General features: G+C 43.5%; 24 protein-coding genes and 2 pseudogenes. 10 read left to right on the top strand and 16 right to left on the bottom strand.

Features of this window, described 5'->3' with window-relative positions; all coding sequences use genetic code 11:
* Nucleotides 1-512 precede the first annotated feature (512 nt).
* A complete protein-coding gene (locus M1L23_RS15070; RefSeq protein WP_420840624.1) occupies nt 513-749 on the bottom strand; it encodes a hypothetical protein in 237 nt (78 codons plus the stop codon).
* 10 nt (nt 750-759) lie between these two features.
* Here M1L23_RS15070 and M1L23_RS15065 point away from each other — a divergent pair, with 10 nt between their 5' ends.
* Nucleotides 760-948: a Fic family protein gene (locus M1L23_RS15065; RefSeq protein ID WP_420840623.1), complete on the top strand. Its 189-nt coding sequence runs from the start codon at nt 760-762 to the stop codon at nt 946-948.
* A gap of 159 nt (nt 949-1107) precedes the next feature.
* Here M1L23_RS15065 and M1L23_RS15105 read toward each other — a convergent pair.
* The 9 genes and pseudogenes from M1L23_RS15105 to M1L23_RS04330 all read right to left on the bottom strand — a co-directional run.
* A pseudogene (locus M1L23_RS15105) lies at nt 1108-1221 on the bottom strand (IS3 family transposase); the annotation flags it as partial.
* A gap of 230 nt (nt 1222-1451) precedes the next feature.
* Nucleotides 1452-1829, bottom strand: coding sequence for a hypothetical protein (locus tag M1L23_RS04365; RefSeq protein WP_252625897.1), 378 nt, complete (start codon nt 1827-1829; stop codon nt 1452-1454).
* Nucleotides 1830-1883: 54 nt separating this feature from the next.
* Nucleotides 1884-2414 (bottom strand): gamma-glutamylcyclotransferase family protein, encoded by a 531-nt coding sequence (locus tag M1L23_RS04360; RefSeq protein WP_338021831.1) that lies wholly within the window; start codon nt 2412-2414, stop codon nt 1884-1886.
* 254 nt (nt 2415-2668) lie between these two features.
* Nucleotides 2669-2902 carry a hypothetical protein gene (locus M1L23_RS04355; protein WP_252625896.1) on the bottom strand — a complete coding sequence of 78 codons (234 nt, stop codon included), beginning with the start codon at nt 2900-2902 and terminating at the stop codon, nt 2669-2671.
* 20 nt (nt 2903-2922) lie between these two features.
* Nucleotides 2923-3594 (bottom strand): RDD family protein, encoded by a 672-nt coding sequence (locus M1L23_RS04350; protein ID WP_252625895.1) that lies wholly within the window; start codon nt 3592-3594, stop codon nt 2923-2925.
* A 253-nt stretch (nt 3595-3847) separates the two neighbouring features.
* Nucleotides 3848-4195: a DUF3024 domain-containing protein gene (locus M1L23_RS04345; protein WP_252625894.1), complete on the bottom strand. Its 348-nt coding sequence runs from the start codon at nt 4193-4195 to the stop codon at nt 3848-3850.
* Between the two features lie 562 nt (nt 4196-4757).
* Nucleotides 4758-5360: a rhombosortase gene (rrtA, locus tag M1L23_RS04340; protein WP_252625893.1), complete on the bottom strand. Its 603-nt coding sequence runs from the start codon at nt 5358-5360 to the stop codon at nt 4758-4760.
* A gap of 9 nt (nt 5361-5369) precedes the next feature.
* Nucleotides 5370-6017, bottom strand: coding sequence for a response regulator (locus tag M1L23_RS04335; RefSeq protein WP_252625892.1), 648 nt, complete (start codon nt 6015-6017; stop codon nt 5370-5372).
* A 70-nt stretch (nt 6018-6087) separates the two neighbouring features.
* Nucleotides 6088-8274: a sensor histidine kinase gene (locus M1L23_RS04330; RefSeq protein ID WP_252625891.1), complete on the bottom strand. Its 2187-nt coding sequence runs from the start codon at nt 8272-8274 to the stop codon at nt 6088-6090.
* A 361-nt stretch (nt 8275-8635) separates the two neighbouring features.
* Here M1L23_RS04330 and M1L23_RS04325 point away from each other — a divergent pair, with 361 nt between their 5' ends.
* Together M1L23_RS04325 and M1L23_RS04320 are read left to right on the top strand one after the other, a co-directional pair.
* Nucleotides 8636-9226, top strand: coding sequence for an NHL repeat-containing protein (locus tag M1L23_RS04325; RefSeq protein ID WP_252625890.1), 591 nt, complete (start codon nt 8636-8638; stop codon nt 9224-9226).
* A gap of 237 nt (nt 9227-9463) precedes the next feature.
* Entirely contained in the window at nt 9464-11224 is a 1761-nt protein-coding gene (locus M1L23_RS04320) for a choice-of-anchor U domain-containing protein (RefSeq protein ID WP_252625889.1), read from the top strand.
* A gap of 116 nt (nt 11225-11340) precedes the next feature.
* Here the strand turns inward: M1L23_RS04320 and M1L23_RS04315 are convergent, their stop codons facing one another.
* Entirely contained in the window at nt 11341-11655 is a 315-nt protein-coding gene (locus M1L23_RS04315) for a hypothetical protein (RefSeq protein WP_252625888.1), read from the bottom strand.
* On the opposite strand from M1L23_RS04315, the gene M1L23_RS04310 reads away from it, so the two are divergent.
* Both M1L23_RS04310 and M1L23_RS04305 read left to right on the top strand, forming a co-directional pair.
* Nucleotides 11641-12660: a DUF2157 domain-containing protein gene (locus M1L23_RS04310; RefSeq protein WP_252625887.1), complete on the top strand. Its 1020-nt coding sequence runs from the start codon at nt 11641-11643 to the stop codon at nt 12658-12660. The genes M1L23_RS04315 and M1L23_RS04310 overlap by 15 nt on opposite strands.
* 142 nt (nt 12661-12802) lie before the next feature.
* Nucleotides 12803-13887, top strand: a protein-coding gene (locus M1L23_RS04305) for an IS3 family transposase (protein ID WP_420840622.1) whose coding sequence is annotated in 2 segments (ribosomal slippage) — nt 12803-13064 and nt 13064-13887 — 1086 coding nt in all. Because the reading frame shifts where the segments join, the coding sequence is not laid out codon by codon here.
* Nucleotides 13888-13992: 105 nt separating this feature from the next.
* Here M1L23_RS04305 and M1L23_RS04300 read toward each other — a convergent pair.
* Both M1L23_RS04300 and M1L23_RS04295 read right to left on the bottom strand, forming a co-directional pair.
* A complete protein-coding gene (locus M1L23_RS04300) occupies nt 13993-14271 on the bottom strand; it encodes a type II toxin-antitoxin system RelE/ParE family toxin (protein WP_252625885.1) in 279 nt (92 codons plus the stop codon).
* Nucleotides 14271-14552, bottom strand: coding sequence for a type II toxin-antitoxin system RelB/DinJ family antitoxin (locus tag M1L23_RS04295; protein ID WP_252625884.1), 282 nt, complete (start codon nt 14550-14552; stop codon nt 14271-14273). Before M1L23_RS04295 ends, M1L23_RS04300 begins: the two co-directional genes overlap by 1 nt.
* Nucleotides 14553-14869: 317 nt before the next feature.
* Between M1L23_RS04295 and M1L23_RS04290 the strand changes: the two genes are divergently transcribed.
* Nucleotides 14870-15160 carry a hypothetical protein gene (locus tag M1L23_RS04290; protein ID WP_252625883.1) on the top strand — a complete coding sequence of 97 codons (291 nt, stop codon included), beginning with the start codon at nt 14870-14872 and terminating at the stop codon, nt 15158-15160.
* A 200-nt stretch (nt 15161-15360) separates the two neighbouring features.
* On the opposite strand, the gene M1L23_RS04285 is transcribed toward M1L23_RS04290, so the two are convergent.
* The gene (locus tag M1L23_RS04285; protein ID WP_252625882.1) at nt 15361-15690 is read right to left on the bottom strand and encodes a hypothetical protein; all 330 of its coding nucleotides are present in this window, start codon (nt 15688-15690) and stop codon (nt 15361-15363) included.
* Between the two features lie 369 nt (nt 15691-16059).
* On the opposite strand from M1L23_RS04285, the gene M1L23_RS04280 reads away from it, so the two are divergent.
* From M1L23_RS04280 to M1L23_RS04270, 3 genes are all read left to right on the top strand, one after another.
* Entirely contained in the window at nt 16060-16341 is a 282-nt protein-coding gene (locus tag M1L23_RS04280; RefSeq protein ID WP_252625881.1) for a hypothetical protein, read from the top strand.
* Between the two features lie 176 nt (nt 16342-16517).
* Complete coding sequence (locus tag M1L23_RS04275) at nt 16518-16688, top strand: hypothetical protein (protein ID WP_252625880.1); 171 nt, start codon at nt 16518-16520, stop codon at nt 16686-16688.
* A gap of 541 nt (nt 16689-17229) precedes the next feature.
* A complete protein-coding gene (locus M1L23_RS04270) occupies nt 17230-22563 on the top strand; it encodes a tyrosine-type recombinase/integrase (RefSeq protein ID WP_252625879.1) in 5334 nt (1777 codons plus the stop codon).
* Nucleotides 22564-22573: 10 nt separating this feature from the next.
* On the opposite strand, the gene M1L23_RS04265 is transcribed toward M1L23_RS04270, so the two are convergent.
* Nucleotides 22574-23413, bottom strand: coding sequence for an MreC domain-containing protein (locus M1L23_RS04265; RefSeq protein WP_252625878.1), 840 nt, complete (start codon nt 23411-23413; stop codon nt 22574-22576).
* Nucleotides 23414-23845: 432 nt separating this feature from the next.
* Here M1L23_RS04265 and M1L23_RS04260 point away from each other — a divergent pair, with 432 nt between their 5' ends.
* Nucleotides 23846-24487 (top strand): hypothetical protein, encoded by a 642-nt coding sequence (locus M1L23_RS04260; protein WP_252625877.1) that lies wholly within the window; start codon nt 23846-23848, stop codon nt 24485-24487.
* 46 nt (nt 24488-24533) lie between these two features.
* Here M1L23_RS04260 and ltrA read toward each other — a convergent pair.
* A pseudogene (gene ltrA / locus M1L23_RS04255) lies at nt 24534-25706 on the bottom strand (group II intron reverse transcriptase/maturase).
* Nucleotides 25707-26217 lie beyond the last annotated feature (511 nt).

Genomic DNA, 26217 nt, shown 5'->3' with positions numbered 1-26217 from the left:
CTGATGATAGGGAAATTTGTATTTAACTATGTGGCTATATTGCAGGCATAAAATAGCCATTTCCAAATTCATTGTGAATGCCCCAAAGAAGCAAATCTAGCCCATGATAATGGCTTCTATTAATGCTCTCCATGAACGGCTTCCTTAAGCTGGTTAAAAAGAATTACTTAAATCAGGTTGTGTACACCAAGGGTGGTGGGGCGCATTTACTCATTAAGAATCACACTTAGCAAAGTCGGTTGCCTCATCTAAAATCAAACTTTACGCGAGAGATTATAGGTGATTTATGAGCCTTGTTGCGTGTAGTTAAAGCCAAAAACTAGGCCTGTAGCTCACGTAGCTAGTTGAATCTAGGTTTCAAGATGCTAATTAACGAATTCGCGGCCTAAAACCCTGCCTCGACATATAAAGTCGCGCCTTTGCCTTACACTTGCTGAATAAATGTTAAGCTGCTTTAAACAGCTGGAACTTATTTTGGGGAGAATAACGTGGCCAGGGTAATTGAAGAAAAATTACAGCATTGCTTTAAATGCAAAAAAACCACCAAACATCAGCGCAACAATAGCCGAACCAGTGGCTTTATGCTGCTTATACACTTGGTTCTTACGGTTGTTACCACGGGGCTGTGGTTGGTACTTGTTGTTATATGGAAAATACTCAATACCAAAATAGGTGGTTGGCAGTGTAGTGAGTGCGGGAGGTAAGGGTAGATAAGGACTTTCCTTACCTTCAGCCCCATTCCGTGGCACAATCAGTGGCTTGTTTGCTAACTTTCTTTTGCTACAAAAGGGCCCGCTCAGTAAGTCAGAACTTACCCGTTTACTGGGGCATAAAACCGTTTCTGGCGAGCTCAATAAACAAGTAAAAACACTGCTAAACAATGCTTTTATTGAAATGACCATTCCAGAAAAACCCAGTAGCCGCTTACAAAAGTACCGACTAAGCTAGCTGGGCAAAAAAATAATGACACNTTATTACGAACCTAAGTTAACCGATGACACTGCAATCATTGATGCACTCAATGCGTTGATTGAAAAACATCATCGCTGGGGTTTTCCTAAGTGCTTCAAACGTCTTCGCAAGCTAGGCCACCGCTGGATGTTCTGGTCAACTAAAACCGGACACTTTTCTTAGCGTGTTTTCGTAATCTACTGGTGAGATATCACCGTTGGCGGTATGCAGCCGTTCCAAGTTGTAATAGCGCATGTAAGCGGCCACATCTGCATTTGTCCACTTCCCCATTAATGACACAGTTCTAAACTAGAGTTTTCCAGTTTTTCCCGGTAAGCCGCTGGCGGTAAGTTGCCAAGACGTGCATGCCCATACGAGATTGTCTGCATGGTCAGCCCCACCTTTTTTTCTTGGAATTAGATGACTTAAAAGCTAACGCCCCACTAAGGAGCTAGTATTAGTTGGCTAAAATGTGCGGCGAAGCGGAACTTAGCCAATTGTTACGAATCCCGCTTTAGTGATTTGTTAGCTAACGATAACTGCAATAACTTTCCGAACCCGCAATCAACCAGCACATGCTCGCTTGACGACATTGTTACAATCTCTAGTTCATTAATCGTCAAACCAGTAACGTTTTCCTCAGAGTCAAACTTCGTAGACTGGCAATGAATAGCGACAACATACTTGTCATTGTTTTTTGTCACTGCAGAAATGAATAAAACCGATACTATCTGATCAAACTTAAAACTTGCACGGGCGTTAACTTCAGTTACAACCGTAGAGCTATTTGAACTACTAACATGTATGGGGTGCTCAAGCGTTTCTGCCGCAGCTACATGCGAAACGACAACTAGTGCTAGATAAATCGAAGTTTTCAAAGTACTTCCCTAGTTAGCTAACGCCCGCGTAATAGGCGAGAGCTTGCGAGCGTCCTAATTGACGCGCTTGTTAACTTCTTTCATGGCGCTAAGTCTAGCCATGTTTTCTGTATTTCTTTTAACATCAGGGTCTGATATTGCGGAAATGCTTTCCAGCAATGCCACATATTCATCAGGCATTGAATGGTATTTTGCCCCCTCAACAACAAATTGCTTATACCATTCGTAGGGAGCTAAAGAGCTATCAAGGTGTTTAGCATCAGCAATGTATGTGAACGGATTGTAGGCTTTACCATTCAATTCGAAGCTGACAACTTGCTCGTTATATCCATACCCTTTACCTTCAGCGCTATCTAAATTTTTTTTATCAGATGAGTCAAATTCATACAGGACGCCATAAACTACATCTTCGGGATTGTTTGATTCGTAGAAATTACATTTGCCAGATAAATCTTTACTTCTTTTCGAGAACGTTAGTTTTCTACCCTCAGCCTTAACTACACCAATCACTTTAGCGGACGGAACTCGCTCTTGAAGTCTTATTGGATGAAGGTTCGATCCGTAAGCAAAGTAATGAAGTTTAATAATGATTCTCCTTAGAATTTAACGATTGTATATTAGGCATGCCCATTTACCCAACTAATTACGCTTGCTATATACTTGTATTAAATTTGTTACATGCGAATGTAGCGAGTACTTAATAATAAGGCAAGCTGTTAACATTCGTGAGTACGCAGCAAAATATGATAATTAACCTGGGTTGGTGAACACCAGTGAGTAAGCAGTTCATGCTCTGGTGCCGAGCATAAGATAGAAAACATACACTTTTGTATTTTTCGTTATAACCCTAATGCTTTACTTACAGCCCAGCGCTGATATTCCACGGTGCGTTTGTTTTTCTTAGACCTCATCATTATGATATACTTTTCAACAGCCTCACTTGCTATTTTTTGAGCACGCGCTTCTCCTTCAGCTTCAGTGTTTATAAAAAGGCCTTCTTGCCAAACTTTCATTAGATTGTGTTCTTTTATAGCCGCATAAAGTGGCTCAAGATTGATGTTTGTTGATTTCATTATTTAATTCCCTTTTAACATCACATTTCACTACCTATAAACATTAAAAAGAAAAAAGCAAAAAACAATGCAAGTGCAAAAACCACCCTGAAAAACCCTATTTTTCCATGTTGAACGATAACACCTTCGTCTGCGTCCCAAGTGGTTCGCTGGTTATTTTTAAGTTTACTATATGCAACTATCATGGTGATCATTGTTATTAATGGAACGCCTATGCCTAAGCCTCGCCACCATACTTTTAAGCCTCGTGAAACCCCATCGCTAAAATTAAACCCATGCTTACCTTCTTTTATCAGAGTTATTTTAAATAGCTTTTTTCCTGGCGTTGTACCAAACACGCTTAACAACCCCGCTTCGATAAATACCCAGAAAAACAATATCAGCAACGTTAGTATTTCTTCGCTATGTGGTTCAATGAATGCCAGCGGATAAAGCATGGCAAGTATAAAGCCAAACACAAGTCCAAATAACGCCACGTCGAACATCCGTGCCCAATAACGAACCCAAGGTCTAACAACTTGAAGTTGGTCTGCCTGTGTCTCCGTATTTGTATATGACTTTACTTGATATAAACTTGCTTTCGGAGCCAGCTCTTCCCTACTTTCTACTGCAGATGCTACCTTTCTTTCTCCACAAGAAGAGCAATATTTAGCCTCGGCCGCTAGTCGTGTACCACATTTACTACAAAACATAATCGTTCCCCAGCACATACAAATATTCGGGTTTAGTTGTTTATTTGTTAACAGCCCAATGTATCGAGTACTCAAGAGCAAAACAAGCTTAAGTTCAGCTCTGAACATCAACTTAATAGACGCATAAGGTTATATTATTGTGGCAATGCCATGGTGTTACTTACGGCAAAGCTCGGCTGTAAAGCAGTAAAATACCTTGCTGTTAAAGGTATGTATGGCTTTTGGAATTCAAAACATAACCGTACGGTTATATTTACCCCCAAAAGCATCCAAATTCGTCGGCTTCTAACACTGCTAGAAACTCTTTGAGCGAAGTAGCCACCGGTTTTGGCTTGTAAGCGTGCCATTTTAGGTCTGCACGCTGCCAATAAATCTTCCATATTCCTTGAGTTTTTACATAAGTTGCTTTTGCTACAGGGCTCTCCACTATTTCTTGAACATTATTCCATCGAGGCCGTATTTCAAATACCTCAATAGACTGCCCATGAATGCGAAAGCCAACATCTACTTCTTTCCGAACATGAGCCGGTGGTCGCTTGCCCTCAATATAGGCACCTAATTCTTTGTTGTATCGAGCTAAGTCAATTTCATTAAATCCCATAAACTATTCCTATGAATACAAGGCTTCGGCAACCGCTGTGCAAGTGAAACCATGCATTACGCCACCGCAATCAAAGCCGAGCTTAATAAGTACCCTCTCATCTAAACGGTTAAGAAGTTATACCCTGTAACCCTACCTTGGGCGTCGTGATCCGTACCACTAAAAGTGGACACTTTTAGTGGTACGGATCAAGTACATAATAGGGAACAATAAGAGCCAGTGTAACGCAAACAATAAACTGGAAATCGCTACGCCCCACATCATTCGCCCAGGTAAAACCGCCCTATGTTGGTACGCCAATGTGGCTATTAGCGCAAAGAGGCATGTGAAAGACGCACCAACAACAGATCGAAAAGATTCCAACGGGAACCCCATCGACCAAACCACTAAAAGCCAAAGCTCAATGACAAAAAAGCAGTTGCTATGGTCTGATGAAGTAAAAAATTTTCATACGAGAGTATTGCTTGTAATCCTCATTTGATCAAACAAGAAGGCTAAATATTAAACACAGAAACTAGAATAGTAGTTGTTTCAAGGAGGTAGTCACGAGGCTTGCGGCGGGTTATTTATGCTTAAGGTAAGGCATACCCCCATTACACAACACGGCACAAAAAACACCGCTTAAAGCCCCTAATAAGTGCGCAGCTGTTGCCAATTCAGAAGTATCTCCGCCTAACAAGCTCACTGGCGTAATCCAATAGTCCCAGCTCACTTTAACTATCACCCCTACCAGTAACCAGCGTCCGAATTTTATTTTTTGCCAAACATCAGAGACCGCCCCAAAGGCAAAGACACCATACAACACCCCAGAAAAACCTAGATAGTCCTCTATTTCAGGGGCGAATACCCACATTCCTATACCACACCCCAACGCCAACACAGGCAACAGCCAGAGCATTCGCCTGCACGAAAGATGCTCAGCAAACAGTAACCACGCCAACCAGACGCCTGCGGTATTCAACAATAAATGGGGCCAGTCGAGGTGCATAAACTGCCCAGTAAACACCCGCCAAATCTGACGTTCCAGTAAATGACGTTGATACAATAACCATTCTGCCCCTGCAGGAGCGAAAAGAACAACAAGAAACAACACCCATAAAAATACACTCAGCACTACAAACGGTAGTACTTGGTGTCTGGCAAGTGGTAGTTGTGTGCTTAGCAAAAATATTCCCTAATTCCGCTCCGATCCCAGCCCTAACCGGACGGCATGCCAAGCGGCTTCAGCGCGAGAACAGATACCTAGTTTACGATAAATATCCTTGATGTAACTGCCAATGGTATGTCCTGAAAGTTTCAATATCTCTGCCGCTTCGCGATTACTCAAACCACGTCCGATCAAGAACAATACCTCACGTTCTCGCTCCGTCAATGTAGTGTCGGTTGTGCTGTCTGTTGGCCCGGTCAACCGGAAATGTCCCATAATTCGACGTGCAACAGAAGGAGACAGAGGAGGAATTCCTTCTGCCATCATAGTGAGTTGCCTGACCAGCACGTCTTCAGGGTGCTCTTTAAGCAAATAACCATTAGCGCCAGCCACCAACGCACCCACAATAGAAGCATCGTCACCCATCACTGTGGTGACAATACACAAAGTTTCTGGGTGTTGCTGATGCAAGGTTTCTAACACTTGCAAACCAGAACCATCTGGCAGACCAAGATCAATAAAAGCCAGATCATATTGCTCGTCTGTCGCCAAGCGAATACCCATGCTGACATTAGCAGCTTCGTCTATCTCGCACTCGCCAAATGCCGCACATGCAACACCTGCCAGCCAACGGCGGGTATCTCCGATATCTTCAACAATCAAAATCCTTTGCATGGTTTCCTATTTCCTACCAAAGCGTTCCCTTTGTCAGAATAGCGAAAATACATAAAAAAGCGATCAGAATCTAAGTCACCGGAAATTGCACAGTAATTACAGAGCCTTGGTTGTTCGCCTGTTCACCTAAAGTAAAAGTTCCACCCAAACCAATCATGCGGGTACGCATATGATCCAATCCATGCCCCACTGTTACGTTCTCTGCGCTAAAACCGCAACCATCATCAGCTACTCTGATCGTGAGCATAGGTCTAGTAAAGTCAACATGAATGCTTACCTGCTCTGCGCCTGCGTATTTCAACGTATTCTGAACGGCTTCACGAATCACTGAACGTAACGTATGCACGGCGATCATGGGTAACATAACCGGTTCATCTCTTTTTACCTGCCAATCTAAAGCAATATTGGCGGCACACAAATACTCTGCAATTTGCGCTCTTAAATCAGCCAATACTTCATCCAATGGTGCACCTTGCATTCCTGCGTTATTAATAATATCGCGTAAATCCGTCAACGTCTCTCTGATGAAAGTATTTTTCCGATTCGCATTCTGGCTATGTAAAGCGCCCAGCAGTTGCACACCTATATTGTCATGAATATCACGCGCAATGCGTTGGCGCTCCTCTGCTACACCTTTTTCATATGCAACCCGACTTTCCTGCGCATTCGTCAGCATTGCAAGCAACTCATTGGCCAATGCAACATCCCGCAGAGAAAACAGTTTTCGCCCGGAATCAGCGTACTCCAAACGGCAGCTAGTTAAGTCCCCAATAGCAGGTATGCTGAGTGCAAGACCGTCTTCCATTAACTTTGCTTTAGTGTGTGTATTTTGCATAATTTCCATGCTTAATGGCCGAAATGCATGTTCCAACAGACTACGCCAGCGAGCATGTTGGTCACGACCAGGGGGAGTTAATGCCACATCCATAACTTGCCTAAACAGGTTTTCATAATCTAACGTTTCACCTCGGCTCAACAATAAGCGCTCCAATCGGTCACGCAAAGGTAGCCAGGCCAACGACACAATCAACAATGATAACGCGAATGCAGGGGCACGCTTATCCACTATAGTAGCAATCAGAATGGCGTCCAGTCCCAGCAACAGCAACACACCAATCACGTAAAACAGGATACGAAATGCCCATTCACCCAGTTGAAATAACCGAAACCGTGCCACACCAAGTGCGGCGCCAATATAGACCAACAAGAAAAATAGAAATGCCACGCCCTGTGAAACAAAGCTGCCAATACCCAATAAGTTAGGCGTAATCACAGTAACAACAAATGCCCCGGCTCCAATCACTGCGCTCAAACCAAACCAACTCAATACTGCACGGTCACGCGGATTCCCTTTTGCCACCTTAAGCTGCACCAACACCAATGTAATAATGCTCAACATCGCCAACACCACTGCCAAATGAAAGCCAAATGCAGGCCCTTCAACAAGTTGCCAAATATCCACCACTTGAGAAGCAGCCAATAGCGTCACCGGTACAAGCAACCAACGGGCTTTCACTAATTTGCGCGGGTACTGCAAAAACAATCCAATCATGCCCATACCAAAAATAATTGCTCCTGCGTGATTAAATATTGAAAGCCATTGAAACAAGTCACCTGGTAAAGCCAGCTCACGAGTAGAGTAGATAGCCGCAGGAAAGGCCGAAATCAACAACCCTGCCCCTGCCAGTGCAAACATACGAGTTGCCCACTCTGCACGCCGTAGCACCCAGATCCATGTCCCCATCCAGAACCCCGCTAAGCCAACACCAATCTGTAACCAGAATGCCAACGGCAATGAAGATACGGGTCGTTCTTGCTGTGGTTTTATCTGGTGAATACTCGTATCGCCCCCCTGAGACTGCACATGCAACATCACTTCTGGTTGTCGCAAAACCGCATTTAACTTCGACTGTCGAGCAAAAAATTCTCTCATTGCAGCGTAGCTAGCCAACGCGTCAGGTTCTTCAATTAAGTCGTTTGGCATAACCTGAATAATGCTGCCATCGGCACCACTGATCGCTGTAATTGAAGCTAATCCTTCAGGAATATCAGAATGTCGGCTTAATGGACTATTACGGTCAATACTATTAAGCCATAACCCCTCAAATGCCTGCGGAGTCGCCAGTCGAGGATTATCGGTCAGTTTGGCGCCAAGCCATCTCTGGTCCATCGCCACAGCTAACATCAAGAATGCCAATATCAAACTCAGAGCCATAGCAATCGACAGTAAAACATTGGGTGTAAATCGAATAGACAAAGTAGCCTCTCTTTATATTTTCACCTGTGATCCCCTAAATGCAGATCGCACTCGTTTAGCACATTGAAGTATATGTGCTTCAGCATAACTACCCATGAATTCTTCACCTACCCCCCTGTTCAGGGGGGTGACAGATGAACACTTACCACGAACACTCAAGATATTAATATAGCGCGGGAAATCTATTGTCACGCTCAATGTCGCAGAAATCTTACCCGTAAAGCACAAGAGCGTATCCGACTATTTTATAACCGAGCAAACAGCTCTGCCGTATTTGACTATTTGTTCTACAGCCTTATACAACGAGGACAGATACCAATGAGTTGCTTAATTACGTCTTATTCCTCTTGGAGACATTATTATGCGTAATACATCTTTATTGAATATTAAACACATGAGTGCAGGAATGCTTTTAAGCTGTAGCTTTCTGTTAGTAGCGCCTCACGCTCTTGCGTCTAATACGCCTTCTGACCTTGATGTGTCACTTGCAGGAAGTGGCTCAACGTTATTGGAGTATCGTCATTCAGGGTTGGAACCAGACATTTTTCGCGATTGGAACCACCCGGCTTTTGCAACTTATGTGAATAACAATGGTTCATTTACTATTGTAGGAGCTACCGACATAGCGTGTGACAATTGTGGTGATTTTACTACTGAGCGCAAGATGGTTATTGTTCGCTTCGCTGCTGATGGAAGTTATATAGGGGAAGGAGTAACCGATAGTTCCTTTTTAACAGCCGCAGCCTTTAGTCACGACGGTAACAAAGTGATTGGTGCCGGAGAAGTCTCTTTTAATAACCGTGTATTACGAAAATTCAACCTCGACGGCTCGCTCGACACTAGTTTTGCTGATGGCGGTAGTTATGCCGATGTTGATCAGCGACTACCTACTGTTCCGGCCATCTTTATCGACCGGGAAAACCGGATTCTCGTGAGCTTCCATAGAGAATAAGGTTTAAGCCGCTTCCTCCCCGACGGTACGTTAGACACAAGCTTTGGCGTTGACGGAAGTACAGGCGCGGGTACTCTGAATTATGCCAGCTACGAAAACCCTGGAGCTGATATCGTTCAAAGTGATGACGGCCACTATTACGCACTCACAAAAGGAGTTTCCGGTAGTCCATACATACTCAAATACGACGAGAGCGGACAAATAATCACTACTTTTGGCAACAGTGGTATTCTGGAGATGCAAGAAGAGCATGTTCACCGCATTGTCGCACTTCCCGACAATGGTGTTGCCACCATAACGTCAAATTACCAAGGGCAACAGGCAAAAGTATTACGCTACAACAGCGACGGAGAACTGGAAGCGGAAAGTCCTGTTATTGCACAAAACTCATCGGATACTGGCTATATTCAGCTCGGCGTTGGTCAAGGTGGACAAATTTACCAAGTTAATGATGAACACCTACTCACCGCTATTACATGGTTAGGTAGAACTGCAAGTTGGCAGATGACCACTCGTACCCTTTTTGCGATGTGGAATATTGACGATTTAACGCCAGTGCTCAGTTTCGATGATGGCGTCGACGATAACAATAATGGTATCCGTGTTCACGACGTATTTGGCTTCGACAGTAGCAACCCACTAACAAGTCAGCAATTAACTCAAGATGCACAAGGTCGATTTGTACTGATTGGTCATACTGGGGCTAATGGGCAAGACAATATTCAAGATGGTGTAGCGTCTTGGGCAGTCGTACGTCTGTTAGGTGATAGCGATGGAGAGCCAGTTGTAGACAATACACCTGATGCATTTGAATTTGAGCCAGCATTAGACATGGCGCTTTCATCAACGGTGACTTCAAACGCAGTCACTATCCTTGGTATTGAAGCCGCAACTCTAGTTTCGATAACTGGTGGTGAATACTCCATTGGCTGTGGCGGTAGTTTCACCAACGCAGAGGGAAGTATTAATAATGAACAAACCATTTGCGTGCGTCATACCAGTGCAAATGATTGGGACACAGAAACCACAACCACGCTAAATGTCGGAGGCGTAACCGCTGATTTTACCAGCCGAACCATGTTTGACCCGGATTATGAACCCGACACAACGCCTGAGCCATTCAACTTTGAACCGCAAAGCGATGTTCCTGTGCTTGAAAGAATTGTATCCAATACAGTAACAATTACAGGCATTGACGCTCCGGCGAGCATTTCAGTCAGTAATGGCGATTACTCAATCGGTTGTAGTGACGAGTTAACCAATGTCGCAGGCGAAATAGAAAACCAACAAACCGTTTGTGTAAGTCATGTTTCCGCATTCGGTTGCCTTGCCGAAACCACTACCGTTCTTACGGTGGGAGGCGTGCAAGCTAGCTTTACCTCAACCACACTCGACGATAGTCTCGATAGCGACGGTGATGGTATTAGTGATTGCATAGACACCTCACCTTATGACGCTGCCGAAGCATCGTTAAATCTTGGTGGTGGTAACACAATGGATATCGCAACCGACAATGGTGAATTCCGTGATATTGAGCTAATCGACCCAGAGGAAACCAGCAACCAAGAAGGTCGTCCAGAAAATTACGACTTCCCATACGACCTTGTGAGCTATGAAGTAGTAAATCTTAACCCTGGTGACTCCATTACGGTAAACTTAGAATATCCCGCTAACCTACCAGCAGGAACACGTATATTTAAATATTCCGACGACGCTGGATATGTCGAATTCGAGTCTGCCGTCATTAACGGAAGCCAAGTAACACTTACGCTCACAGACGGAGGAGAAGGCGACGCAGATGGAATTGAAAACGGAACTATTGTTGACCCTGTAGGCCCTGCGGCCCTTAGTGATAGCGGTGACGGTGGCGATGGTGGCAGCAACAATGAAAGAACGCCTGAAAAACGCAACAAGGCTTTTTTAGGCTCCACTTCACTATGGTTATTGCTAGGCTTCACCCTGCTAGCAAGAAGACGTTTCTTAACCAAACGCTCGTAGTAGTTATGTCGAACCTGTAAAAGGAATTACAGGTTCGGCTCTATGCCTCACGCATATTTTTATCCAGACTGAACTAGCGACCTACCGATTTTGAGAGCAAGGAACCACTGTACATTTTACTCTTGTGGATTCAAATCAAGTCTTTTTAGAGCCCTTTCTGATACTTTATCTTCAATATCCCTATAACTATCTAGAAATTGCTTAGATACAACAGGCTCACTTTCGAGCACGATATCGATAGCAATTCCTTTAGTATTCTTTACTTTACCCGCTTTTCTAAAAAAAATATTATAGCTTCGTGGTGATACACCTTCAAAACTTAAAAAAGATACCTTATCTTTTTCATTTGTTTCACTTATGGCGTCATCATGAATATCAGTATGGCCCTGTTTAGGGGGAATAGATCGGAATAACTTATGAAGCTTACACAAAGAGCACTCAAAGATGCGGTACAGGCGGGGGTGCTTTCTGCGCAGCAAGCGGAAGACTTGGCGCATTTTCTTGCACAGCAACGTGCAGTAACGCCAACATTCACTTTTTCACACCTGTTGTATTATTTAGGTGGGTTCCTTGCGATGGGGGCCATGATGTTGTTATTAGGCCTGGGGTGGGAGTCTTTTGGTGCGCCCTGGATTGTGTTGTTATCCATTTTTTATAGCTTGATAGGCCTGTTTGCAATGCGACGGCTATTAAGTAAGCACCATTTATTGCCGGCGGGTATTTGTGCTGCATTTTTGGTTTGTTTAACACCTATAACGATTTATGGAAGCATGCAATGGGCTGGAATTTGGCCAAAGGAGCAGTGGGTAAATGGCAGCTGGCATGCTGTGCTGGTACAGTTATCAGCAGTTCTAACTGCTGCAGTATTACTCCGGAAATACAAATTACCATTTATTACCTTGCCCTTAGCTGTAGCCTGTTGGTTTTTAAGTGTTGAACTGGTGGCCTTTGTTTTTCATGACGCCAACACTTGGAACTTGCAGAACCTTGTTTCCTTATACTGTGGGCTCATCTTAATACTAAGCGCTTTTATGATTGAGTTACGCACGACAGCAAAAGCCGATTATGCATTTTGGTTTTATATGGTTGGCGGTGTTGCATTTTGGTGGGGCTTAACCTTTCAAGTAGTTGATGATGACTTCTCTAAGCATCTGTACTTCATAATAAACCTTATTACCATCGTTGTTGGTGTACTATTAGTGCGTCGCGTCTTCGTTGTGTTAGGGGTGATGGGCACTTTTGGTTACTTTAATTACCTTGCCTTTGATGTTTTCAGAAGTAACTGGGCATTTGTTATTGTGCTGACAGCCGTAGGTTTAGGGCTTATATATTTAGGCGTACTGTGGCAAAAGCATGAGAAAGAAATAACCCAAAAGGCGCGTGCTGTGTTGCCCAGAGGGTTGCAGAAGGTATTAGATAAACGTGAGCGATACTAACGAAGAGAGTGAAAAATGAGCCAAGTACAACCAAATAACCCTCTGCACGGTGTGAAATTAGAGGCCATAGTGTAATCCCCCCGAAAAATAAACGGGGTCAAAAGTAGAATTTTCTCGTAAACTAAAACGCAGGAGATTCTGCATGAAAACATCAAAATTTACAGACAGCCAAATCATGGCGATTTTGAAGCAAAACGAAGTTGGCATTAAAGTGCCTGACCTGTGCCGAGAACACGGCATTAGCAGCGCCACATTTTACAAATGGCGTGCAAAATATGGTGGCATGGATACTGCGATGATCAAGCGTCTAAAAGAACTCGAAGATGAAAACCGTCGGCTCAAAAAGATGTATGCCGAAGAATGCCTAAAGTCCCAGATACGTCAGGAGGCACTTGAGGGAAAGTGGTAAAGCCATCTTTACGCAAAGAGATGGCGCAGAAGGTCGTCGAACAAAAAGGCATCAGCATTCGTCTTGCGTGCCATATTTTCGGTATTAGCCAAACCTGCTATCGCCACCAACCCAAGTTAGCGAATGAAAACGCCGTTATTGCTGACTGGTTATTGCGCTTAACCACCACACACAAAGGCTGGGGATTCGGCCTGTGCTTTGACTTCCTGCGCAATGTGAAACAGTTTGAATGGAACCACAAACGTGTCTATCGGATTTACCGAGAGTTAGAGCTTAACTTAAGGATTAAGCCCAAGCGCCGGATTAAACGCGATAAACTTGATGCACTCAGCGTACCGATGGCCATCAACCGGGTCTGGTCAATGGATTTTATGTCCGACGCATTACAGGATGGTCGAGGCATCCGAACGTTTAACGTGATTGATGACTACAATCGCGAAGGCTTATGCATTGATGTGGACTTCTCAATGCCAAGCCAGCGAGTGATTCGCTCACTTGAGCAGGTGATCGAATGGCGTGGTAAACCGGCGGCCCTACGCTGTGATAATGGTCCTGAATATGTAAGCCAGGTGTTGATTGACTGGGCGAATAAACACCAGATTACCCTGATGTATATCCAACCCGGTAAGCCGACACAAAATGCTTACGTTGAACGATTTAACCGAACAGTACGTCACGAATGGCTAGCGCTGCATCTATTTGAAACAATTGAACAAGCCCAATACCTGGCAACAGAGTGGCTTTGGACATACAATAACGAACGACCAAACACAGCCATTGGTCGCGTACCGCCAAGGTATTTACTGGACGCGGCTTAACTCTCTACTTTTAACTTCGGTTATAAATGGGGGGATTACACATTATTATAGGTGTGGCGCTCGGCGGTTTTGTAAACATGGGCGTTATTTTGCCCACCGGCACATTCAGTCGGTTGGGAATTTTTGCTTCTGGTGTAATACTCGCATGACGCGAATTGCTGAGCCGTCTATCCAGTAAGAAACTATCATTGAGATTTCGGGGATAATGAGTAATCGTCCTTGAATACCAGCACGTTGCACACCCATGAGGGGTTGCTCAAGTAAATTTTCTACTTTAGCTTCGATCATTTCGTCCGTTTTATCTGCCGCTTCAGGGTTGAAGTTATAAAGAAATTCAAAGATCTTCTCACGATCATTTAGCGATGCTTCTTCCCATAAAATCATTATTGACCTCGGCTACGAACCATTGCTTTTCGTTCAGCCATTCGTGCTTTTGCTGAGTCATGATCAATAAATGAAGTTTTTCCAGAGTCTAACTTCTCAAATGCTTTGTTTACTTGTTCAGTTAACCAAGCGTCCTGCGATAATGCTTTGCGTTGTTGTTCAGCCATTTGCTCAGTAAGTTCACGACAAGCATCGCTAAGTGTGCGTCCTTGACTCTCAGCCATTTGCTGAGCTAAGCGTTTCGTTTCGTCATCAACACGAAATTGAATTCTAGTGTCCATGCGTTGCTCCTAAATAATTGTACACACAAATGTTAGCACCAGCGTCAGGCAAGGGCAACTAACGAAGCGTTTAAGTCAGATCTCCAATGTCAATAGCCATGGACTTAATACTAGCGTACTTCCCATGCGCACTTCTGGGGTATTGGTTGGCGAGTAAGAAGCGCGATTAAAACATTCGGAAAAGTTTTAAAAAAGATAAGGGCTCTGAATATTTTCAGGGCTTTTTTATTGGCTTAGGAAAGAGGGCTGATTCCACTCTGATTGACCTTAACCTAACCGTTCCATGTCGCTTAAAGCGGCGTTTCAGGAGTTAACTTATGGCTACTAAGAAAAAACAGATCATCGCCTATGAGGGTGGTAAAGAAGGATTACTTTCAGCAATTGCAGCATTCTTTTTGATAGTTGGCATTGCGGGCGCAGGAGCTGACATTCTACGTCTTTTAAAGAAACAGAATGGGCTACCTTTCGGTGGGCATATACCAAAGACAGAGCCAATATGTACGTTTACGTGCTCTGAGTGCAGCGCTACAGTCTATGAGTCTTCATCTTCATGTCCCAGCTGTAAAGCTAAGTTTGATTTGTACCCAACTCCTGATCAAACCAGCTAAGACTATATTAAGTTCAGTCAGCAATGCTCTCTTGATTTTGCCCCTCGTTTAGCTGTTCGTAACACCATGGCGCTCCCACACTTAGGACAGGAGTTGCTTTCTGTGATTTTCATCTTGAGGTTTTCAATATGATGACGGCTTGTACTTATATGGCTCTATGGCGACCGATGGAGAGTATGCAGGTAGTGCCACAGGGCCGCTTAAATCGTGCACCATGCGGGGGCGCTAATTAACTCTTCTCGCAGAATTTCAATATAGCGCGCGGCGTCAATGCGTACGCGTGTGCTCGCTGAGTTATTTCGAACGATATCAAGTAGCACTGAAGTAACCAGGTAAACCCGCTCTTTATTGAATATTTTGAATCGCATTGGCGAGCTGGAAGTGAGGCGTTTGCGCGCATCTAGGTGCAGTTCCGATAGGGTGACGTTACTTAGCTCAAAAATAACAAACTCATGGCTTGTTTCAACCACGGTGAGTTTTATACCATCTATAAATACAGCTTCACCAATTCTCCGCGAAATAGATAACATTATCACTTCTCCTTTTTGCATCATAAAATAAACCAACTGAATGCGTTCGAACCAATGCACTGAGCCGGTGAACACAACTGGCTTTTAACAAGTTATATGAAGAGCTTCTCACACTTTTAAATTTACGCAGGGAAAAACACGAAAAAACAAAATAAATTTTTTACGCATACGGTTATTTTAGAGTAAAAGCATAAAGTCTCAACAATACAATGGTTTACATATCATTGAGGTTCTTTTTTTATCCAGCGTCATGAACTGACTCGCCTAATTATTACACTCAAGTTTCGATTATTTGTTCATGAGTGTTTTTATGGCGCTTGGCACATGAGCCTGCCATAAAAGTAAAGCAACGGTTTAAGGATGGCGCACATGTTTAAATTATTCCCTTCTATTTTATTATGCCTGGCTTGCTTTAGTGTCGGCTTTTTTGGAACCGCACAAGCTGCTTCAGGAGACTGGAATGTTTGGTCAAATGAAAAGCTTGTTATTAATGAAATGCATGGCACGGCTGTTCACGGCCATAAATTTAGATTTCTTACATACAAAAGCAGTTGCCAACGCAAGATACTATGGCTTAGCTGGTCTTCTTACGATAAAAGTGTTTATGAGTTGATGAGGCAAGATGCAACCTTTCCAATCTTATTTGCCTAACTTCCTGTAAATTCTAACTTCTTAAACATCTTAAAAAAACACTTGAGTGATGAACTGATGTACTCGGTTGTAGTATTTAACGCACGACAAGCCAGTACTAGATATTCAGCGTCAATTACCTTGGCCGGTTCGCATTGGCTGATTAATAACCACTAACGAGTTTGCATGGTATTGGTGTGCATATTCTTAATATCGAGTCGTTATTCGACAGCCAAACTTTAATTCCAGAACGTGAACGAACCAACATAGACAGGCAATCGGTAAACCGTATTGAACGGCAGGCAGTGCCTTGCCCTACGGTGATGGTTGTTATTAACATGCGTAGGTACTGCACGGCAGTACGTTAAGCGTTACGACCCGCCGGTGCATCTGTACGGCCATGCCCACGTACAACAATGCAACATACAACAACGCCAAACCGTATTGAACAGCAGGCAGTGCAACGTACGGCACTGCCGTACCTACAGGTGGTTGTTATTAACATGAAGTAGGTACTGCACAGCAGTACGTAAAGCGTGACGACCCCCCGGTGCATCTGTACGGCCATGCTCACATGACAATACAACCTACAACAAACCCACATCCCAAATTACACATACAAAAAAGCCCGAACATTTCTGTTCAGGCTTTTATTGAATACTTGGTTGCGGGGGCAGGATTTGAACCTACGACGGTTATGAGAATGAAGATTTTCAGATATATTATATTTCTCAAAATGTCTTAAATTGACCTATAAGTACATGAATAGGGCTGTTTTTAGTTTGACTTCTCTTTGCTGACAAGACACATTAGATACATTAAAGTCCATTCGCTCTGTCACAACGAGTGTGCAGTTGGGGTGACCTTAGGGCATTAGATTCGGTTTTGATGTAAGTACTTGGAGGTAGCATGGCAGGAGATGCTCTCATAGCGAGAACGTATGAAGACCAAATTGCTGATGCTTTCGGGGAAGACTTCGTTTCTCTTTTTAAGTGGGCAGATGAACGAAACCTAACTGATCTTGTAGAGCTAAATTACCATGTTTTTGAGCAGTCACCAAAGCTAATAGATCCATTCAGGATATATGCTGAACTGACTTTACCCTGTGGTGCTGAAATCCTTTCAGGTTGGAGCGACGAAGTAATTGCTCAGAGGTTACACCAGTTTTATCTTGAGCTAAAAAGCGCACCGCATATTAGAATGGAATATGGAAACATCAGTCGGCACTCTAGCGCTCGTGCCGCGCGTGCAGAAGTAAAGGATTTAGTATCTTCTGGTTACCTCCTCGCTTTAAGTTTGCATCAGCCCTTTAGTCTGAACAATAAAGATACGACGATTTATTATCAAACCATGCTCCGTCTTTGGTTTATTGTTCATGGCTTTATTCGTATGGAAAGCCATGCTGCGCACGATAGCGTTTTAAGCTTTGCTACTCGGTATACAATATTTGAGCTTAATGACCAAGAGCGAATGAATGTCATTGAGTTCTTTATTGAGCAGCTTCACATAGAGCTAGGCGATAAAGAGCATTCATTTGAAGTATGTAATTACGTTATTGCTTCAACAGCAAACCGTATTCTGAGAGTAGAAGGGGATCATTTAAAGCAAAATCAGAAGCAGTTTTTGAATAGGCTCGCCAGAGTAGCTCGACTTGATGTTGAGTTAACCCCAATAAATGGGCTAGGACAAACAGGTGATCCCATTTCTTTTATCTACTCCCAGCCTATAAAAAAAACGATACAACCAGACTTTTCCCTAGCGTTAAATGATATCAAATTCGAAGAGCTACCTAGTTTAGAAGCAGCCGAGTCTTCACATGATGATGACAACACACTTTTGGGTGTGGGGATCTCTCCATCGGAGACTGACGGTGAACAAGTTTTAGCAGGTACCGGTGTTTACATACAGCGTGCTGAGCAGGCTCATTTTTGTGCATGGGGCTGGGATAAAATATTACCGGTTGAAGTTCAGTTATTGGAAGAGTGGATTGAGGACGGGCTGCATTCAAACTCTTTAGAGCATGCTTTAGCTGCGGCCATAATCTGGATTGCCAAAGGTTTCGGTCGCTCCTTAGATACTGTATTGGGTCTTGGTATTGGCATTGAAGTGTCGAATGAGTGGACTCTGACATCTGATTACACAGCAATTCAACGGCTACCTATACGGAGACATTCCGCTTGGAAGCCCACTCATGCCAGTAAAGAGTGGGTTTCCCCTCTCGGGGAGCGCATTGAGGTGAAGCTACCAGCGCAAGTGACGGATTGTTTGGTTGCTGCCAGTCAATCAATACAGCCAAAGAAGCTATCTTCTCTTTGGCATGCACATAGTCAAACTACGTTATTTAAGTGGTTTAATGCATATAAGCCGGAGCGTTTAGAGCGTGTAACATCTAGCATGCTCGCTTCATTCCTAGGGCAATCTATCTTTGACCAAGCAGGGGATACGGCATTAGCTCGATTACTTTCATCGTATGCAAACAATGCATTGCCTGCCGCTTGTGGTTACGGTACTTGGGATATAGCTGCAATTGAAAAAGGCCAGGAATTAACCAGTAAAGCGAGGCAGCGAGCTGATAGCTCACTTATTGGCAGCATGCTCCTTCCTGTCGAATCTTTACTGGTTAAGGCCATTAAGGAGCAAACAGATAAGGTTCGTAATTCCAAGACAGTGATAGAGCTTCATAATAACCTTGTCTACTATGTTGCACAGGCACTATATGCTGCAACGGGCGCTCGTTACTTAGTCTACCCCTTCGAATCACTCGAATACTTTTATATATCAAATGCAAAAGAAGCATTTGTTAGTTTTGTCTTCATTAATGATAAAGACGATGACATCCACAGTGGGCGACTTGTACCGTTATGCCCGTCAGCTGTAAAACATTTACTCAATTATCTAGATCACCTCGAATGCTTAGCTCAGCTGTTAAAAGAGCCTTTTCCTGAGCTAGCTGCTCACATCACCAAGACAAGTCAAGGCACAACAAAAGAGCTGCCCTTGTTTTTCACCCTCGATGACAACCTCCAATGGCATTCATTGTCTGTTAAGCATTTTGATGAAGCGCAACTAATGAATTGGCCTTTACCACCGAATTTGTTTCGTCACAGGTTTGCGCAAGTTTTATCCTCACTTCAGGTTCCCAGCGATATTTTGGAAGGTTGGATGGGTCATGGTGAAAGAGGTGTTGCGTGTTATGGAGATTATTCGCCGCGGTGTTGGCTCGATGATGCAAAGCATTTTATGGATGAGCTAGAGGCTTCTTTCAGTTCGCTAAATTTTCAACTGATTACTGTCTCATTAGATACGCTTCCTTTGAGTGGCTCTAAGCCACGTTGGCAACAGCGCAAAGGGAAAGTATTTGGTGCGGCAAAGCGTGAAGTACAGAAAATAAAAACCATAGAGACCATAAAGGAAATTACCCAAGACAAAATCAACCAATACTTGGGTAGCAGGAGATGGGACGACATTGAGCCAAATGAGTTTGAAGCATTTATGCTCACACTGATAACAGACAATAAGTCGATTGCCTTGTCGTATCCATTAGAGCGAATTGCTGTTTTATACTCGTCACTAACAGAAGCAGGCTCGCATTACGCACATTTCGCCAAAAACCGTTATGTACGTCTTAAGCAAGAAAGAAGCTACCTGAAGAAAGAGGCTGCCACGGCTTTAGGCTTGTTTGCTCAGATGCAAGATTGGAGTCAAAAGACTAAAAGAAAGCTGTTTGCCAGCGCATTATCAAAAGCACAATGCGCCCAACTGGCTACGATTATTTTTAGTATTGAAAAACAAATTAGCTACGCGTCTATGTTGAAAGAAATTGCCGAGGGTGAGAACTGCGTAGTTGTTCAATTCGATAAAGAAATATTTTTAAGGTATAGCGAGGAGCTGGATCTAGAAGACTGGAGCGCACCTGCACAGCATCATCGAATTGACTATAAAACTGCTAGTTTTTTTGATCACAGCAATCAAAGCGGAAGAAAATTGAATGTTAGTAATAAACTAACTCACGGCGCATTAGAAGAGTTACGTTTGCTTTTAGCCCTCGATGCCACAAGTACGTTTTATGACTTGATTGATAGCGTATGCCGGGTTATCGAACAAGCAAACTTAATCGTACTACCAGGGATTGTTGCTGCAGGCCTCAGTGAGCGACAACCGCCAACGAGCTTGTCTTTTCAAGACATTGCTAGGATCCAGAAAAACCAATCGCTATTGCCACCTCAAGTGAAGGAGCAAGAGACAGCACAACCCACAGTAGGTCTTGTGCCGATAAGCGTGAGGTGGCACTCAGAGTCTAGCGAGATGCTAAGGGAAGAAGCAGGGCGCTTTCATAAAGACATCACCACAACCATCAATGCTTATCAAAAGTCTAAATACAAAGAGACAGCAAAAGAGATACATAAACACTGTAAGCGCTATGTAGATAAGGTGTCGAGCGCAGTATTAAGTGTTGGCTATTGGATTGCTCATGTAGTGGTTATCGGAAAGTATAGTGGCCGTCGAAAAACGCCAGTTCCACTAGCCAAAGGAACAGTTGCGACCTATTACAGTACGCTCATGAATGTATTTCAAGACTTAGCGTATGAGATTGATCTCTTTTCTCTTTCAGAAGTCGAGATAACGGCACTATACCAAAACATGCTACTGACCAAAAAAGACAAAGAGTCAGACGTTGAGTACTTTGGGAAGCGGCTACAAATGTTTCACCGGTATTACGTGAAACAAGGGCTTCCTGAAATTGACTGGAATGAGCTCGACTTTAAAAGCCGCAGGCGAGGTGTTTTGACCGGTGTAATAACGGAGTGCGACTATTTAAAGTGCTTAGAGGCTATCAGGTATCACTATGCTGATAAAACATCAGCAACCATGTTGCAGTTTATTCTTTTACTGTGCTTCAGGTTTGGCTTGCGAGTGGGAGAGGCAACAAGGCTTTTGAGAAAAGACTGGGCTACAAATAAGAATGATACGTGGATCTTGGTCCGAAACAATAAATATAGGCAGCTTAAGAGCGCTCAGAGCAGTAGGCGTGCAGTTCCATTGCTTTTTGAGCTCGTAGAAGCCGAGCACACAGTGATTCGAGATGTGCTGAATAGGTATGAAACTATTGCTGGAAACGATACGAATTATTTACTGCTTTCAGAAATAAAAGAAGGGAGCATTCAATTAAGTAACCTTTGCTATCAGGCTTCAAGAGAGCTTATTGCTATTATACGAGAGGTGACAGGAAATCAGCATTTAGTCTTACACAGCGCACGTCACGCATTCTATAACCAATTGGCAGCTGTTTTATTTGGTATTGATACAGCAATAACAAAACGCATGAAAAGCCATTTGGACGAAGAGAAAATTATATCCATGATTTTAGGGCCGCAAAACAATATTAATAGGCGCTCTTCGATGGCGTTGTGTATTTTGATGGGTCATTCACATCCTTCGGTTGGTCTTAAAAGTTATAATCATCTTATCAGTGAGTGGGCTGACCAATTAACACCTGCTGTCAGCAGCCGAGTTTACCGGCTTGAGACAGTAGTACAAATGAATGATTGGCAAAAATGGAAAAGGAAGAAGTTGGATAAGAAACGTATTATCGACTATTCAACACCAAACTTACAATCATTAACAGCGCTGCTCCGTTTAGTCGGTTTAGGGCGAACATTTAAACAGGCCGCTTTATCATTAGACTTAAGCCCAGAGCATGGTGAGAAATTACAGGGGCTATTTGCGACCGTGGCCAACGGAGAAAGCAAGGAGCAAGAAAAAGCAGACACCCTTTATTCTGCACGCCATTTTTTGAGCCATATCCCCGAAAGCGCTTGGCTTAGACTACAATCACACATTACTAAAGAGTTGTTAGTAAAGCTCAATCAACCCATCACGTTATCCGAGCTACCACTATTAATTGGTATGCGGCGTCAGATACTCATGGCAACGGCGGAACACTATGAGTTTATTAAGTGCTTCATCGATTATTTTGAAATACCCACGCACAGCTACAGAGTTCAGCCTTATAAGGGCAGCCCCATAGCCTATGCCAACTTAAGTGAGTATGGGTTGGTTGATGCACTGGATAAGAGTGGCAAGCAAATAGACATTATGCAGTGGACTATGGCGGATCAATCCATTGGTCCGCATAGGAACTATACTGCTTTTTGGCTTAATGACCGGGTGACATGCACGCTCCGTAACAGTTACGAAGTTGTACTGATGGTATTGCTCATCGGTTACATGCAAGCGTTATGATAAGTCCTATTTAGACCAATGGGCCTTTAGGACCTTCCCAGTGCTCAATTTGAGTAAGATATTTTGTTAACTTAGGACTGTCCGATGTTCCTCTCTCAACGACCGTGCCTACGAAGAAGTAGTCATTCTGAGCAGTTTCAAAGAGCATCTTTATAACGGTATCGTCTTCAGCAATAAGCTGTTCAGAAGTTGGTTTTTCATCATAGCTAGAGATATAAAAAGCACTCACTTTTCGATTGCTTCTTTTTATACTATTAAGCTGAAATTTAACCAGTTGGGGCTTTGCATCCCCTTGAACTGCCTTTACTTTGGGCTTGTTTAGCATCCCGTGAACTGTCTGAGGCGTTTGGCCAAAGCTTGAGAAGATGGTAATAGGTGTTTTAAGGTCGGTGTTTTTATCGCTTTGAATAAAGTCGTCGCGGATATCCTGAAGGCAGTTAATATCGATGTCTGCAATATCAACGCCTTGAGATGAGTCTGTAAATAAGTCTTGTTGTTGTACCTTATCGAAAACAAATAAACTTGCTAGGTGCTTACGACACAAAGCCTCTAGCTCTTTTAAAATATCATCGCTTACATTTTGGTTAGTAGTAAAGACGCTATAATAAACATTATTTTTTTCGATATTTGAAGGTCTTAACATACCAGAGCCTTGGAATTTAGCCATGATAGTAGGGTGGTGATGGCTTAGGTACTCATCAGCCGCAGATGCAATGTTTAGTGTTAAATTCTTATAAAATTGAAAACGATGAGGAAGCTCTAACTCTAGGTCGCCATTTTCCACAGCTTTTAACTCAGAGCCCTGCACAGTGAACTGAAATATGCTTTTGTAATTCTTGTTACTATTCATGATGGTTTTACCTTCTCTATAGTTCAATAAATTAGATCAGGTATCCTATTATCCACATATTTTAGAGCTTTTGGCTTCATTAGAGGGGCCTTTTTTGGGGTCTAAATCTTTTTTAGTCTCTTTATTGTACAAAAAACGATCGAAGTGTGGTTTTGAGTTGCTTAGTAGAATTGAAACACGATAAACAATGAGCCGTAGTAAGAGTCGTTGACCAACTTCATAACCTTTATGTTTTGCATATTGCACCTCACGGTATCCACTTGCCTATTGCTTACAGCCCCGATAATATCGATTGTTACAACCTGTTAACACGCATGTGCGTTATATGTGACATACGTGCATGGGCGTTTGCACCTTCGCTTTTTAAGCGTGCAGGTGAGCAAAAGCCTTTAATTATAGTGCCTTGCGGGTAGTTAGCCTGATAGATACACCATGCAGCCTAATAATACAATGCTGGCCGGACTAAGACAGGGGAACCAGAAAATGACGCTAGGGGAAATAATTGTAGTAGTACTGTCAAGCTCGGTTCTAGCTTCTGTTACTACAGCTGTTCTTGGCGGAATTGTAAACCGAGTATTGAAGAAGCTTGATTACGCGGACGAATACTACAAAACCGTTATAAGTAAGCGTGTCGAAGCATACGAACTGGTAGAAAACCAAATAGTGTTACTAAAAAACAGTTGTCTTGATGAAGACGGACAACCGTACCACTTAATATTCGCTTATGGGTACGAGCAATATCATCATTTTATGGCCGGTATGTCGAGAGCAATGTCGCGTGGTCTTTGGCTAAGTGACACGGTGCAGAATTCTCTTGTGGAAATAAATCATGAGCTGCTTGATTTGTCGTTCAAATCAACCGATGACGAGAATCTTATTCTGCTTGGGAAAGAGCGATATGAGCGCCTAGCCTTATTAAGGAATGAGTTGGAGAGGAAGTTTACTGCTGACTTGAAAATATTGCATGAAGTAAAAGGTTTCCTTTCCGGGAAGCAGGAGGGCGAGCACCAATTCGTGCCCTTCTCAATAGAGAAAGCTGAGAGTACGCCCAATCGGGTAGCCGGAGGTCTTTAACCTCAAGCCCCCACAACACCCTGCATGCAGCTCCGCACAGGGCGTTTCACTTAGGATGGTGAAGCGCGACCCAACTATCACGCAGTGAATAAAGCCCTTCGGATTTTAAGTAATCGAGTGATAAAGCCTGATTAATCCCCAGAGTTTTCGCACTCTGCGCCTAATCCAATGATCTAGATCTGCGCATCGTTGATATCCACTAGCAATACCAAAGTAGTTTATCTAACCACGTAAATATTGGCTGAGTTTAAAGAGTTGGTAATGCATCGACACACCCCAATTGCGATTCGTTAACCGCTGAACTTGGTGCTTAAACTTTAGCACTGTCTTCGGATGCCATTGAACGCGTCCTCCCTTCAATGTGAATCCAAGGAATTTACTTTCGCTGGTCTTAACAACGTGGCTTTTGACCGAGTTAACGATCAGTTTCAAGCGGTAACTCAGGAATCTGCTGATACTGTTAAGGACGCGCTCATCCGCGTAACGAGCAAACTTATGGCCTCGCTTCTCAAGCTCTTTGTCCAACGGATCGAGCGTGATGTTCGCCAGAAGCGGCGATAACGGCCCGCCTTGTGGAACACCTTCTCGGCTTTCACGATAAAGCTCATTATCGATAACCCCAGCTCGCAAGTAGCGTTTAATCAATTTAAGCAATGCCTTATCTTTCACTTTATAGCCAAGGTTGGTCATTAGTAAATCGTGATCAACGCGGTCAAAGAATTTAGACAGATCGACATCTACGGCAAAACGGCGTCCCGTCTTGATGATGTCTCGTACCTGTTTTACTGCTTGTTGCCCATTTCGATGTGGCCTAAACCCAAAACTGTTGTTTGAGAAGGTTGGGTCGAATATGGGGGTGAGCACTTGAGCAATAGCTTGTTGGATAACTCTGTCAGTGACGGTGGGGATCCCTAGTTGGCGTTTACCACCATCGGGTTTATCAATTTCCACGCGTCTAACAGGCGATGGCTGGTATTGCCCTGAGCGAAGCTCAGTCATAATACGTTTCCAATTCCCCCGTTTTTGCTCAAGCGGGGAAGTCATCAATGAACATGCCATCAATGGCAGCAGCCCCTTTGTTGGCTCGAACTTGTTTCCAGGCAGCCAGAATATTGGCTGTTTGCAAGGCGAGTCCAAGTAGCTCTGGGCTAAAGGCTGGTTTCTCATCAATACGCTGAGTCACGTCACTACCGGTCGGTATTCGTGTGTTCAAGTTCAATAAGGCTCCTCCTTTGTTCTAAATGTTCAGGCCTTCACCGTGTCCCAACCATTACGATGGGCATTTGGCTACTATGCCGTCTGCTGACTTCTGCTTAATCACTGACAAGGTTTCTCTTGAAAGCGCTACCGGTTTTCATCTTGTTCACTCTTTCCAATCGATGACATTGGAAAGCCAAGGCACTTGTATACCAGAGCCTGACTGGTTAGCTACCGTTCGCTTGTTAAGCAGATCTCCCCAGATAAGAGCATAAACTTTCCCTGCACTACTGCATCATTTACGCTGGCCGTTAAGTCATATGGCTTCGTTGTCTTGTGCCAACTCGCCTTCAGCCTACGCCTCATATGATGTTCTTGTTCATCAGCTCACAGTTTTATGAAATGCATCCATGCATTTCATCAAAGGCCAGCTAAAGCTGTTCAAAATGGTTCCATACCATTTTATGCGTCCGGCTTCCTTCAAACTATCCCTCGCGGTTTAGCTCTTGCCATTCACTAGTAGTTAACGTTTA

The organism is Aliidiomarina quisquiliarum (genome assembly GCF_023922585.1).
In the GTDB taxonomy this organism is placed as follows: domain Bacteria; phylum Pseudomonadota; class Gammaproteobacteria; order Enterobacterales; family Alteromonadaceae; genus Aliidiomarina; species Aliidiomarina quisquiliarum.
The sequence above is the reverse complement of the archived record's forward strand: the minus strand, read 5'-3'. Positions and strand labels throughout refer to the sequence as shown.